This is a genomic window from Prevotella dentalis DSM 3688 (genome assembly GCF_000242335.1).
In the GTDB taxonomy this organism is placed as follows: domain Bacteria; phylum Bacteroidota; class Bacteroidia; order Bacteroidales; family Bacteroidaceae; genus Prevotella; species Prevotella seregens.
The window spans coordinates 1,180,611-1,194,400 of sequence record NC_019968.1; the positions used below are offsets into that span (position 1 = coordinate 1,180,611).

At 47.6% G+C, this 13,790-nt stretch carries 12 protein-coding genes and 1 pseudogene; 7 read left to right on the forward strand and 6 right to left on the reverse strand.

Translation table 11 applies throughout. The features are described from left to right. Window positions 1–22 precede the first annotated feature (22 nt). From PREDE_RS12005 to PREDE_RS12025, 5 genes and pseudogenes are all read left to right on the forward strand, one after another. On the forward strand, window positions 23–1,228 hold the full coding sequence (locus PREDE_RS12005; protein WP_005847969.1) for an ATP-binding protein: 1,206 nt from the start codon (window positions 23–25) through the stop codon (window positions 1,226–1,228). Window positions 1,229–2,142: 914 nt separating this feature from the next. Then, window positions 2,143–2,656 (forward strand): annotated as a pseudogene (locus PREDE_RS14405) (hypothetical protein). A 4-nt stretch (window positions 2,657–2,660) separates the two neighbouring features. Next, on the forward strand, window positions 2,661–2,882 hold the full coding sequence (locus PREDE_RS12015) for a hypothetical protein (protein WP_005847961.1): 222 nt from the start codon (window positions 2,661–2,663) through the stop codon (window positions 2,880–2,882). Window positions 2,883–2,934: 52 nt separating this feature from the next. After that, window positions 2,935–3,150, forward strand: coding sequence for a hypothetical protein (locus PREDE_RS12020; RefSeq protein ID WP_044127191.1), 216 nt, complete (start codon window positions 2,935–2,937; stop codon window positions 3,148–3,150). 1,185 nt (window positions 3,151–4,335) lie between these two features. Then, window positions 4,336–4,707, forward strand: coding sequence for a hypothetical protein (locus PREDE_RS12025; protein ID WP_005847957.1), 372 nt, complete (start codon window positions 4,336–4,338; stop codon window positions 4,705–4,707). A 547-nt stretch (window positions 4,708–5,254) separates the two neighbouring features. Here the strand turns inward: PREDE_RS12025 and PREDE_RS12035 are convergent. The 5 genes from PREDE_RS12035 to PREDE_RS12050 form a co-directional block, all read right to left on the reverse strand. Further along, window positions 5,255–5,563, reverse strand: coding sequence for a helix-turn-helix transcriptional regulator (locus PREDE_RS12035; protein WP_005847953.1), 309 nt, complete (start codon window positions 5,561–5,563; stop codon window positions 5,255–5,257). 13 nt (window positions 5,564–5,576) lie between these two features. Beyond that, window positions 5,577–6,125: a hypothetical protein gene (locus tag PREDE_RS12040; protein ID WP_005847951.1), complete on the reverse strand. Its 549-nt coding sequence runs from the start codon at window positions 6,123–6,125 to the stop codon at window positions 5,577–5,579. A gap of 63 nt (window positions 6,126–6,188) precedes the next feature. Continuing rightward, a complete protein-coding gene (dnaG, locus tag PREDE_RS12045; protein ID WP_005847949.1) occupies window positions 6,189–9,302 on the reverse strand; it encodes a DNA primase in 3,114 nt (1,037 codons plus the stop codon). 98 nt (window positions 9,303–9,400) lie between these two features. Continuing rightward, window positions 9,401–9,634 carry a helix-turn-helix domain-containing protein gene (locus tag PREDE_RS13655; protein ID WP_015310536.1) on the reverse strand — a complete coding sequence of 78 codons (234 nt, stop codon included), beginning with the start codon at window positions 9,632–9,634 and terminating at the stop codon, window positions 9,401–9,403. Continuing rightward, on the reverse strand, window positions 9,597–9,929 hold the full coding sequence (locus PREDE_RS12050; protein ID WP_005847947.1) for a hypothetical protein: 333 nt from the start codon (window positions 9,927–9,929) through the stop codon (window positions 9,597–9,599). Before PREDE_RS12050 ends, PREDE_RS13655 begins: the two co-directional genes overlap by 38 nt. Before the next feature lie 374 nt (window positions 9,930–10,303). On the opposite strand from PREDE_RS12050, the gene PREDE_RS12055 reads away from it, so the two are divergent. Together PREDE_RS12055 and PREDE_RS12060 are read left to right on the forward strand one after the other, a co-directional pair. Beyond that, entirely contained in the window at window positions 10,304–11,023 is a 720-nt protein-coding gene (locus PREDE_RS12055) for a DUF6088 family protein (RefSeq protein WP_005847946.1), read from the forward strand. After that, the gene (locus PREDE_RS12060; protein ID WP_015310538.1) at window positions 11,020–12,000 is read left to right on the forward strand and encodes a nucleotidyl transferase AbiEii/AbiGii toxin family protein; all 981 of its coding nucleotides are present in this window, start codon (window positions 11,020–11,022) and stop codon (window positions 11,998–12,000) included. The genes PREDE_RS12055 and PREDE_RS12060 overlap by 4 nt, the downstream gene beginning before the upstream one ends. Window positions 12,001–12,478: 478 nt before the next feature. Here the strand turns inward: PREDE_RS12060 and PREDE_RS12065 are convergent, their stop codons facing one another. Further along, window positions 12,479–13,513 (reverse strand): helix-turn-helix transcriptional regulator, encoded by a 1,035-nt coding sequence (locus PREDE_RS12065; protein ID WP_005847942.1) that lies wholly within the window; start codon window positions 13,511–13,513, stop codon window positions 12,479–12,481. Window positions 13,514–13,790 lie beyond the last annotated feature (277 nt).

Below are 13,790 nucleotides of genomic sequence, written 5' to 3' on the forward strand. Positions count from 1 at the left end.
CTCATCCTTCAATCAACGAGATATGGAACAAAATGATGTTTTTCCCCTGCTGACCACCTATCACCGCAGGTTGGCCATGACGGATATGCGGTTCATGCGATTCTTGCATGACCGAATCAACTGGAGATCAAGGCTGATAGGCATACGCGGCTCACGAGGCGCCGGAAAGACCACCCTGCTCCTGCAGCACATCAAGCAGAGCTTTGCCAACGTCGATGATGCCATTTGGATCTCGCTTGACAATATCTGGTTCAAGACCCATAGCCTCCCAGAACTCATTGAATACTTTTACAGCCACGGCCTGAAGCATCTCTTTGTGGACGAGGTGCACAAATATCCCGATTGGGTTGTTGTGCTGAAAAACATCTATGACAGTTATCCCGACCTGAACGTGGCCTACACGGGCTCGTCCATGCTGGAGATAGACAACTCCAAGACAGACCTTTCGCGCCGCCAGTCGCTGTACACACTGCCCGTGATGTCGTTTAGGGAATACCTGGCCTTTACCGGCATCGTGGAGGTGGCTCCCCTCACATTAGAGGATCTGTTGCGCGACCATGTTGCGCTGTCCATGGATTTGGCCTCCAAGGGGAAGATGCTGAAGACTTTTGGCGAATATCTGGACAAGGGATGCTATCCGTTCTTCCTGGAGGCCGGCGACGACTACTATATGCGGCTCGCCGCCACCGCGTCGCTGGTCATTGAGAGCGACATGCCCGCCGTGGAGAACGTGTCCTACGCCACGGTGGAGAAAACGAAGAAGCTGCTGGCCGTCATCGCACAAAGCGTGCCGTTGGTGCCCAATGTCAACAAGCTGGGGCAGGCTCTGGAAACGACACGTGACAGTTGCCTGAAGATGCTTTATACCCTGGACAAGGCGCAGATTATCTCCCTACTGACCAAGGTCGAAAAGAACTACAAGCACCTGTCCTCTCCTGAAAAGATTTACCTGGGCAACACCAATCTCATGGCGGCTCTGGGGACAAGCGTCAATATCGGCAACCGACGCGAGACCTTCTTCAACAACCAGCTTCAGGCGGTGGCCAACGTAACCATGCCACAGATAGGAGATTTCCTGGTGAACGACAAATATCTTTTTGAGGTGGGAGGGGCAAGCAAGAGCTTTGAGCAGATCAAGGATGAGCCCAACAGTTTCCTGGCCATTGATGACATAGAGATGGGTTCAGGAAACAGAATCCCGCTTTGGATGTTCGGGCTGTTATACTAATGTACCTTTTTCTTAGGACATATCCAAAGTACACTCTGAGCTGTACGATGAAAGAATCCTGTCCTTCTGTAATAGAAAGACGGGATTTCTCTTCTTCAAAGCTTTCTCATACCTTGAATATTTTTAGTAATGGAATAGTGAGAATAAAAAGACTGACAGGTGGAGTCGGACCACCTATCAACTTCACAACGAAAAGTGATTAAATCCAATTTGCCAGTCTTGATTTTCAGATGTTCAATTGTCTGCCCCCTAAAGTTCCTGTTTTCTCACTTTCTCTGCAGCCCCAAGCAACTTAAACTCGTATTTGAGTTCGTTGTTAAGAGTTGGACACTACAGTTTGTCGTGATAGGAAGACTACAAGTTGACAAAACATAATACAAAGGATGCGGCAAGAATTAAATTGCCAATTTTTTTCTTTGTAGATTGAGCCATCCTTTTACACTCAATCTACGCATGATAAATAAATTTATTCATCGTATATTTGTTTTAAGGCCGGTGATAGCATAGGGCTGGTGCGTCGGTCGTGTTTATATTTGCCCTTCGGCTACAAATATACGAAAAAACGCCTAAATAAAACGAGATTCATTTGTTATTATTTCCAAACTTTTTTATGGAGATAGTTACTTCTATTCTTTACCCAGCCTCTTCTTCTCGCCAGCACTCATTTTCTTTGCAAAGTTACGGCACCAGGAAGAATGGCAAGTACCACTTCGCTATGGAGGATAAAACTTGTTGGCAGCCTTCCGCAAAAGATGCTCTTTTGGGTATTCCACCAACTTTCATTCTCCATCGCTTGCCTTTTCTCCTGTTGGATGCCGTATGCTCTTGCACGAAAATCGAGTACCGGCGGAGAAGTCTGAAGACTTCACAAAAGGGAAAAGATTAAGATTTATAATCTCTTAAAATGATAAGTTATGCACGCATGGATTTTTCAATTATCAGAAGAACGCATCGAGGGCTATCTCTGTGAAGATACCTTGTTGCAGGGTGATGGCAGCGATTACGACTATTGTGCAGCCATATCAGAGGAGGAGCGGAAAAGAGCCGTTTACTCGCTCATGGCTCATATTCTGCCATTGGGCATGTTCTGCCATTGGGCATGTTCTGCCATTGGGCATGTTCTGCCTCAAAGATGAAACGACGTTGGTGTATCAAGGTGGTTTCGAGCAGTGGAAACGTGAGTGGGTGGAGCGTATTCAGACAAGGGCGGAAAAGGTAAACACGGAAAACGTGATGAACTTTTGCGGTGAGGTGTACCAGTTGGAGACCGAGTTAGAAAATCCGCTGGGAACCGATGCTCACTTCTACCTCTGCAATGACGACTATCAGACCTTTGCGGAGAAGTCGGCGGAGTTGATGCGAATGGTGGAGCATCTGACGGAGGGCGACAAACTTTATATCGGTGGTATCATTGATTTTCATTTCTAAGCGTATGGACAACATCAGTATTTTCTCGATAGAGGGCGTTGATGCAAGGGAGATATGTAATGCGCAGTTAGGCGATGCTCTGTTTGCACCTTGTAGTGTGTGCGACAAGTGGAAAGGTGATTTTCCGTCAGTAGATAACCTGTTTTACGGATATGTGGAAGATGACATTTTCTACAACTATTCCGATGACGAGTTTGAGACCCACGTCAATGCGATGTTTGACTAAGTGGAACCAGGAGTGTGCCGAGCTTTCGGCATACTCCATAATTGATACAACGATGAAGAAAATTTATTGTGTACCGGCAAGATACATTTTCGAGGGGACTTTTAAAGTGGAAGCAGAGAGCAGTGAGGAAGCTAAGGATAAAATCCTGAAACACTGTGGCATGGTCATGGGCAGTGGCATACAGACTACTCTGCCAGACCATGAGGTTGATTGGAAATTCTGCAACCACCCCTACAAGCAGGTGGGCAGAATAAGCAGGGAGAAGTAAGGCGTGGCTGGGCATATCTGAGAGGTATGCCCGGCTTTCAAAAAATCGGGCAGCGGTCACAGTCCGCTGCCTGCTTGGGAGATATTTGTCCACTTGGATAATGCTTAGTTGATATAAAAGTCTTGTTTTTGACGTAGAAAACAAGACAAATGTACGAAAAGACACTTTTCCCTATAAGCCGTATCTCGCTATCACGTCATAAATGAGTGTGATGGCGAGATACCGCTTTCATCGCTCCGTCGGGACACAGAGCGACAGGGGAGAGCGGTTGGGGCGTTTTGTGCTGAATGGAGTGTATAGGCATGGTACAGGAAGGATAGGCTACCGCTGTTCCGCTCGTCAAGGACTTATCGCCCATGACAACTTCACAACCCCGCCCATCTTACTTCCTGCTCCGTGCCTATGCACACCATATCGCACTTAGGAACTTAGAAGAATTATCCCTATTGGCAAAACCACTGCATTTGCAACCATTTCGTCATTAGAGATGATCGGTATTTGGATCGGCAAAAACTATCATCGTGTTCGTTTCACCTTTTGGTAGTCCTGATATTATGAAGAGCTATCTTCCCTGAAAGCCGTATCTCCATTCATTGCGCATGGAGCAGCAATCATTACGATACCGCTTTCATCATTCTTCAGGGACAAAGAATGACAAGGGAGAGAGGTTTGGTCATTCCGTGCGCAGCAAGGCCAGTGATGAGTTGAAGATGCCACATTACATTTCAGACTTGTAGCAAGATGCCCAAGCATCATTGCTTGCAGTTCTTCCATTCCATTTCCGGCTATCTTCAACCCATTACCTGCCATAGCGCACGCTTTGTTTTGAGCAACCAACCTTCTTCGGTGATTATCTATTTTCTTCGCGAAGTTCGCTATTGGCACATTCTGGTCAGGTACCAGTGCCTTATTTCCTGTTTTTTATTGGCAGCCTTCCCAGATTAAAATTTGGGTATTCCAATAAAAACTCAGGAAATTCCTTGCCCTTGAATGTGTCGCCCAACAGCAACTGATTGCTCGAAAATAGTTTTCCCCGAAGAAGTCATTAGACTTCACAAGAGGGAAAAGAATCAAAGGTAACGGGGTGGCTCACCACTGCTCCACAAATACTTTGCAAATGAGGGCAATGGAAAGTTTACTTTCACATTGCCGAGTGAAGCTAAGCATTATCCAATAGCATTTTATATGGCAAATCGTTTGATGACGGCTGAACTCGCCGAACAGCTGAAGAACTTCCCTCTTTATTCTCAGGACGGGAGGCAAAAGGACGCCACTTGCGTCTGTGTGTTTGAAATTGGACTCATCCGGTGGTATGTACTGGAAGGGCAGCCGGAAGGCGACGACTTTACTTTGTTCTGTATCGTCGTTGGCATGGCTGAAACGGAGTATGGCTATGCCTCTGTAAAGGAGATGGAAGGTATTACGGTGGATGGCTCACGGTATGGACTGGGCATGTTGAGCATTAAGCAGATGCCGGACTTTAGGCCCTGTCCCCTTGCTGAGATACAGGACAGGCGACTACAGGACTTCCTGTCAAGGCTATATGCCGAGCAGTAACGAAAAGACTTTGCAGGCAAGAGCAAAGGGAGCTTGCTCCAACTTTGCCGAGTGAAGCCAAGCATTATGCAAAGGCGGAGTTTCCGCCTTTTAATTTTTTCATAGGGCACATATATTTTGGCTGTCTTGGCTGTCTTATTTGTCTTTTTATCATAAGTCATTGATAATCAGAAGATGTTTGTTCTCAGAGAATAAGACGAGGTTCCAATAATCGTGACTTTCGAGGACAAAATCAGAGAAAGCGGCAAAAAATAGACAGTAAAAGACAAAGCAAGACAGAAAAAGAAACTTTGAAAATGCACCTAAATCATTGAATGTCAGCAACAAGACAAACAAAGACAAGCAAGACAGGAAATTTCAGGTTTTTCTGAGAAAAAACACGCGGATAAGGGCCAAGGGGGCTGTCCCAGGTTTACCAAGTTCAGCTAAGTATCATACAAATGCCTTGAAAGAAAAACCGCCATGACTGGAGGCTTTCCCAATCATGACGGCTTTAGAGAGTACCAGCCTACACGGCAGCCGGTATTTTATGGTGCGGCATAGCGCTTCATACCGCTTCTACCTCGCTGGGAAGCAAATGAAGTGAGAGGGCATCCTCTATTTTACAGAGCGTCTCGATGGAGAGGTTCTCTTTCCCTCGGAGTATCTTTGACACATACTGCTGCGAACAGCCCATTCGCTGGGCAAGTTCTGTCTGGGTAAGATGGAGTTCGTCCATCTTGTCGAGCATGAGCATCGCTATACGCTGCGAGTGGCGGAGCCACGACTTGTTGGCCTGGCGATATTCGGCAGCCTCACGCCAGCGAGATGGTGTCTTGCTCTCGTGCGCTTCCAGTTTGTTTATAATTCGGTTCATATTTGCCTCCTTTTTATATTGTAGTTACATAATCTATAAAAGAATCATCGTCAATAATATCCTCATTCAGAAGAAAACGGCGGACTTTTTCCAGTTTTGTCAATTCTGCCTTTGTATGGTCTCGCTCTTCCATTGTGAGCGTCAGTTTAATAGCTCCACCAGTGATGACATAAACACCTTGTGATAACTTGATAGCATAGATGCGGAGCCATGAAGAATGACGAACCGTGCGTTTCAGCCTGGCTTTTTCCTTGCCGAGCACCATTTCCGAAGTACGGAAGTTTTCCAATGGGTGAAACAGCGATTCTAAGTCGGAATCAGGCTGCAAGTCCAGCATCAGACATTGCAGTTGATCGCTGTCATCTATTGTATCTTCAATGGCTTGGTTGATGTCCGTCACCTTAAAGTAGGCTGTCAGATCAGCCCAATTATCACGGAAGAACTGTCGAAGCCACATTACGTCGCTCCATTTGTCAAATAGCTTATAAAGCGCATTGTCGGTGTCCCCGTCGTAGCGCACTGCCCATAGACGGCCGTCATCTGTAATTTTATCGAACGTCATGTTCTTTCCTTTCTGTTGCAAAGATAAGTTATATATTTGAATTATACAACTCACAGGTTGTATTTAACTATTATTTTCCTCCCCCGTCATCTCCAGATTGATGTCAAAGGCCTCGACGAGCTTTTCATAGTCGAAGCAGTAGGAACGCTGCTGGACGGACATCTTGGTAGGCTGTCCCTTGGCATCACGGTGCTCAAAGTCGAGCACCTGGTTGTCTTTCTTGACGACGTGGTAGGTCATGCGCTGCTCGCCGAGGTATTCCTTGCTGTTTTCAAGGTAATATTTCAGCGATTCTTCGGGTAGGGAGGTCTCGCCGTTGCGATGGGCATTGAGCTTGTAGAGCATGAAGATGCGGGTCTTTTGCAAATAGAGAATCTTATGCGGCGCTGCCCATTCCGTTCCCTTGACGGTGCTGGAATGGAAACGGGTAACACTGCGTATCTTGAAGTCGGCTCCCTCACCAATTTCGCCCTCGCTGTTGAGGAACTGTACCATGCGCCAGAAGCTGCCCAGCTCGTCGTTGGTCTTGCACTCCAAGTTCTGACGGATGATACCGTCTATCGTGATGTTGAAATACTCGGCATAGGTCAGCGGGATGTCGATGTAGGTTTCCAGACAACGGAATACGGTCAAGGGAATCACCCAGTTCAATATAATACGGTCGATGACGGTACACCCAGCAAGACGGCTGTTCACCTCGTCCATCGTCTGGCGGTACATATCATAGAATACCGGGGCCAGCTTCTCCCGCAAGGGGAGTAGCTGGAGGGTGAGGTGGCTCATTCCCTTGGAGCGCATCTGAAGCAGTGTCTGGTAGTTGTCCTTCTCTGCTTGTGTGAAATCGGATTTGGGAAATGACAGGAATATCAGTCGGCTGAAAAGGGCGATGTCGGCCGTGGGCATCTCCTGCCCGGAGATGATCACACCGGCATTCACGGCGGTGGTCTCCTTCTTCTTGTCGGCGGCCATGTTCATGCGGGTGCGTCCCGTACCATCCCATAGCCCCTTGATGAACTCTACCTTGAGGGTATCGATACCATTCTTGTACTCGTCGATGTGTACCAGGGCATTGGCGGCGGCAGCCACGGTGTCGTTGAGGGCGGGAATGGTGGAGTTCTGGATATTCGGCGGCACGTTGTCTATCATGAACAGCGACATGAGCGTGGTGCCCATCTCGCTTTTGCCTGAGCCTTTGGGTCCGAAAAGGTCGAGGATGGGAAAGGAACGGGAGGCGAGCTTCACAATGTCACGAAAGAGCGTGGCAAGATAAAAACAGAACCCGACCCTGCCGTTATCCCCAAAGACGAGGAATAGCTGGCGTGTAAACTCATGCAGGGAGACCATGGAGAAATGGAGGTGGACGAACTGCCGCTCAAACTTGAAGTAATCCGTTTTCTCCTTATATATCTTGGAATAGGCGGGCAGATAGTAGTTGCCCTTGTCGCCCAGGCGTACAATGCCGTAGTCATCTACCGCATGAAAGCCCTTGCCGTCGAAGATTCCATTGCCGAAAGCATAAAACCCCTTTCTGTTCCAGCCCAATTGCTTGACCTGCATGGCGGTCTCCGTCTTTTCGTAGAGGTAGCATTTGAGTTTGGTCAATTCTTTGTCACCGGCTTTCCATACGAAATTGCCTAAGGACTCCACTTTCTGCTTGAACTTCTGCAAGGATATCAGGTCTTCCTGTTCCAATTCCACCAGCTCTTTCACCCCCAACTCGTTTTGCAGGACATAGATGCGCTTGGCCATCAGCGGGTCTTTGATATGGAAGAGGGGCTGCATGGTGAAATTGCTCCATTCATAGATGCCGCCTTTCTCGGTGGTGGAATAGTATTTGGAGTGTTCGGTCCAGAAACCATACCGTCGGTGGGTGTCGGTCTCCTGTTCTTTGGGCTGTCCCTTGCGTGCCGATTCGCTCTCGATGGCTTTTTTCCAAAAGAGCTTTCCACGATGATATCTGGTGAGTGCATCAATATACATGGAGAGTTTGGTGTCATCTTCGACAAAGGTGAGCAGGTAGGCTACTTGCTTGACGACATCACTCTTCTGCTCCGTATTTTGGCTGCGGACAAAGAGTTTGGCTGCCATCCAGAGAATGAAGTCGGTTTCCTCCGCTTCCCTGAAGGTCTGCATCATCTGGAAATAGCTGTCGGGATCCTGCTTCTCTCCATCCTTTCCCTCCGGGATTTCCTTGACGGAGACAATCAGGCCCTGTTCCATGGCCATACGCCCAGCCTTCATGATGGCACTTATGCCTGTCCCAAAGGCTTCCCCGTCTTTGGGAGGGTCACGGTCAGGAAGGAAACAGACCCTGTCTGCTGCCTTGTGTATCAGCGCAAACTGCTCTGCCGTCCAGTTGGAGCCAAGGTCGGCTACAGCGTTCCCCACGCCAATCAGCTGAAGGCGCATACAATCTGGTGCGCCCTCCACTAGGTATAGCTTCCTCTCCCTACCCGCTGCTTTCCATGCTACATCCAGGCCAAACAGGGTGCTTCGCTTGTTGTATAGCAAGGATTCCTTGCTGTTGAGATATTTCGGCTGGCTGTCGTCCATCACACGGGCGGTAAAGCCTATGATATGCTGGAATCGTGAACGGATGGGGATGACGATACGATGTTGGAAGAAGTCATACCCTTGCTTGTTGATCAGCCCCAGTTCCTCCAAGAACGCTCTCTGAAGTGGGAGCCGTGAAAGGCTCTTGCCCTCCTGCGGTGCAAAACCGATGGATATTTCATCACAGTATTTCTTCCCCCAGCGTTTGTAGGCGTAGTTCTGCGCAGCCTTGTCGTTCAGAAACTCCATGCGATAGAAGTCATGTACTTTCTCATTGACAATCAGCAAGGACTCCCTCTTCAGCCGCGCCTGCTTCTCCTCTATGGTTTCCTCACGTTCCTCCACCTCTATGCCATACTTCCTGCCCAGCCATCTTACGGCCTCCGGGTAGGACATATTCTCATGTTCCATCAAAAACGTGATGGCATTGCCGCCTTTCTTGCAGCCGAAACAGTAGAATATTCCACGATGGGGAGTTACGGTGAAGGAAGGTGTGTTTTCTTGATGGAACGGACACAAGGCCTTATAGTTTGCACCGCTCTTTCGCAAGGGTATAAACGTTTCAACGACCTCCTCTATCCGGGTTCTGTCGAGTATCTTCTCTATGATTGCTTTTGGTATCATCCTCTAATCGTAAAAATCATAAAAATGCCTTGACTGACCGGCTTCACAGCAGGTCAGCCAAGGTCTTGCTACTTAGTCACTTGTTATTTAGAGGATTGCTAAGTATCTCTCAGTCCAGCCACGAGTTCCGACTTCAGGATATACCAGCAGCGCCCCATCTTGTGGGCAGGGATAAGCCCATTCTCGATGCGTTTGCGAATGGTACACTCTTTGCGTCCGAACATTCGGGCGATGTCGGGCACGGTATAAACCGTGTCCGAGGCGTTTACAATACCATGATTCCAGACCTGGTCGTTACTCGTACTCTTTTCCTTCCTCCCAGGGCTCTTCACTGTAGAAGCCGGTGGGCAGTTTGTCTTTCCATTCATTTTCATCTGCTAATGTGTCTAATTCGAGGGTTCTCTGTTCTGTACTAATGGCATAGATAGCCATGCGGTGGGCATAGCTGTTATAAGAGACATGGAGGAATTTACCTCTTTCCTCACCCCAGAAGCGGTTGTACCTGCTTGCTAAATTACGCACGGTATGCGCCTGGGCAGGTGGGATGTTGGCTACTCTCAACTCTCCGATACCGGTTCCATTGATCCATGCTGAGGGATGGATTACCTTTTCTACTTTTACTTTCATCTTAATGAAATTTAGTCCGTAGCGACATTGCTCCGGTATTCAAAAGTAGAAAGATTCCGGTCCCCGTTTTTGAGGGCAAATCGAATAGCATTAAATCCGTTTCCTGTCATTTTGTACTTGTTCCTTTTGATTTAATGCTGCAAAAATATAATCAAAAAATATGGAAAAAGAGAGAAAAGGCATTAAAACTTGCCAACCAACCAACTTTTTAACACTACATGGCAGGTTCTAAGGGGATTTTGTAAGATGGTATAGGGCTCTTTAATAGCACTCGCATCAGCAATGTTAGTAACATATAGAACAAAAAAGTCTTGTTTTTTACGTAGAAAACATGACTTTTTTGCTATCTTTGCAGTCGTAAGATAGTGAAGTCTATGATTATCGCAAGACAAGTAAAACAGAAAATCGAGACCATACCCGAAGGCGTGGTACTTGGTATCAAGGACTTTCAGGTGGAGACCCAATATGAGCCTACCCTCGTGAAAGTCTTGAATCGGCTTGTGAAGCAGGGCGACCTCGAAAGACTGTCCAAAGGGAAATATTATAAGCCTAAACGTACCATGTTCGGCTTGCTGAAGCCATCGGCTTCCGAGATAGCCAAGGATTTACTGGAGAGAAACGGAGAAATCATTGGTTATATTACAGGTACGACTGCTTTCGCTGGTATGGGGTTGACTACGCAAATTGCTTCTTCTATCGTGATTGGTACAAACAAATACCGGCGTCCTATTAAAAGAGGCGAATACACCATCAGGTTTCTTGTGCAGGATAATCAGATTACGGAGAAGAACATACCGCTGCTTCGCATTTTAGACGCCATTCGGCTTATCCGTGAGATTCCCGCGACCACGCCAGATGAAAGCATTGCTGTCTTGCAAAAGACAATGTCCTGCTTGCCTAAGAAGGAACAAGACGAGTTGGTGTCGCTGTCGAAAAGTTATACTCCTTACGTGAGAGCTTTGTTGGGAGCCATCCTGGAGAGTGTCGGAGCTGATGTAGACGATTTGAGGAATACCCTCAATGGAGTTACCACCTACAAGCTCCCTGTCTCCATTCAATCATTGCCAACCAAAAACAATTGGAACATCGTATGAAACTACACGAAAACATTCAGCTATTTCATGACGCTATATTGGCCGCCTCGCAATCGAAAGAAGATGGCGGCTTGGGCATCAAAAGCATATTCATAGAAAAAGATTATTGGATATGTCGATCGCTTTCCCTGATGGTTAAAGGCGACCCTGAGCATAAGGCTGTTTTCAAGGGAGGAACCAGCCTGACCAAGGCGTATGGCATCGGTGCCAGGTTCTCTGAAGATATTGACATTGCCATTGCTGAAGCATGGACGATGAGTGGAAATCAGCTGAAGAACCTGATACGTAAGACATCCAAGAACATGACGGAAGGATTGCAGGAAAAAGTAATTCCCGGTGCCACCAGCAAAGGATCCCATTACCACAAGGCCTACTATACCTATCCGCGGGCTGTCAATGAAGAACAGGTCGGGGCAATAAAGGCCGGTCAACTATTGGTTGAGATTAACTCCTTTGCCAACCCATATCCGGTTCTGCAATGTCCCCTTCAGAGTTTCCTCACGGAGTTCTTGATGAATACAGGCAATTCGCAGTTGGTTACGGAATATGACATGCAGCCGTTTCTCGTTCCCGTTCTTGACAAGAGACGCACACTGACGGAGAAACTGGTCTCGCTGCTCCGTTTCTCACTGGCAGATTCCCCAATCTCCGAATTACAAGCCAAAATCAGGCATTTTTATGATTTGCACTTTCTGTTGCAGGATAATGAATGCCGCACCTATCTGAACAGTACGGATTTCAAAAAAGACTTCCAGACCTTATTTGATCACGACAAGCAGAGCTTTGACAAGCCACAAGGTTGGCAAGACCGAGACATCATGGACTCACCTCTTGTTACAAACCTCCAGGGTCTGTGGGCTAAATTGCAAGAAACCTATCTCAGGGAATTACCCGATTTGGCATACCAACAGATACCGGATGTTCTTTCCATAAAGACCAGTATGCAGGAGATGATAAGCAAACTTGTAAATCAATGAACAGGGTTATCAGTCACGGCCTAAAAATATAATAAGAAGATATTTCTTCATCTGAAAGAAAACCATTATCTTTGCAACGTTATTTAGAGGAGGCAAGATGTTCTCGAAACACACAAAATCCTCTTCTTTTCATTCTGCCTTGTCTCTTAAAAAATGTAGAAAGGCATGAGCTCTTTGAAAGCAGTTAAGGATGCAATTTTCCCCCACATTAGTGTCATGGGTTCTGACCCCTTTTGTGACCCCGCTTTTTTGCGCTACAAGTGCGCTACACGCATTTTACGCCCAAACTCTCTATGTGATGTAAATCATTGGTTAATAGGAACTTTGGAAAACGCAGAAGGCCGACCCCAAACGGATCACTTTAGGCCCATGCGGATCACAAAACGGCAAAAAGGGGATTCTTTCGAGAATCCCCTTTTTGATGTTCATACACAGGCACTTGCCAAATGCGCTGCGCAATTCTATCGTTGCCAGCCTTTCAATCCCCGATTTTCCGACTTTCCAATCCCATCTGCATCTTGTCCACCAACAGCTCCATGAGGTGTTTCCGAAGGTCCTGGTCGGCGGGCACATTCAGTTTCCTGCGTACATGGGTGCGCACCACATCAATGTTTTTCTCAGTCTTGTCGAGCAACTGGCAGATCTCGCCCCGCTTCTTGCCTTGCAGGACGAGGTTGCATACGTCCGCCTCCGATTTTGTAAGCATGGGCAAGAGCCGTGCGAGATCACAGTCGTCCATAAGGTGGCTTTGCAGGTAGAGGCGCACGGCATGGATGATATTGCGTTGCGACTTCGGCTTGAGCATGGCAAACAGACGGTCGGCATCCTCCTGGGTAGGGTGGTCGTTGCTGCTCATCCGCAGATAGGCCTCTATCTCCCGCTCGTTGAGCCTGACGGCGTGCATCAGTACCGACTCGCGATGGTGCAGGTCGGTATTCTCCGTCTGCACGTGGCGCACGTTGCGGCGCAGCAGTTCACCCAGCACACAGAGAAAGAACTCCACGCCAAGAAAAAATCCAAAGAGTTTCCGTAGGGCCGGTTCTTCCAGATAGCCGGCGACACTTCCGAACGCAATCAGACTGATGGTGGCGACGATGAACGGCGTGTATTTCACGAAACACATCACGAGGAACACCACCGCCAGCAGCGATGTGATCTGGTTGAGAAGAATGAGTTGGATGTACTGGTCGGGGCGTATATGCGCAAAATATATAAGACGGCATACGATGGTAGCCTGGGCCACGAGGGCGACGAGTGAGAATGCGACAGGAATGGACAGACGATGGGAGAACCAAAGCGAGAGTGCCGTGAGGCAGATTGCCAGATGGATGGTGCTCATCGCCATCGGCAATGCTTCCTGCGACCCGCCCAGGCCCATGAGCTGCATGGAAACCACGATGGTAACGATGGCGGAGTGCAGCAGATATACGATAATCTGATGGCGGTCGATGGCGGTTTTTGCTCTCGACTGCATGAAGGCTTTAGCCTTTTCCTGAAGATTCTGTAGGGCCATGATGCTTGTTCTTGCTTGTAGTATTACGGCTGCAAAGTTACGGCTTAATTTTCAAAAGACAAGTTGTTTTTTATGGGTTTTTAAGGGTGTTTTATGGTTTTTAGGGGGAGAAAAATTCAGAAAAATGCGTTTTTTATAACTAAAATTTAAACAACGTTTCTTTGTTTTATATAAATTTACTTCGCCTTTCAACGTCGAAAGCCGGAATCTTCATGTCGGTTCGGTGGAACCGTGAACCGCTGACGGACGGGAACCGACCAATGTGAAAAGACGACAA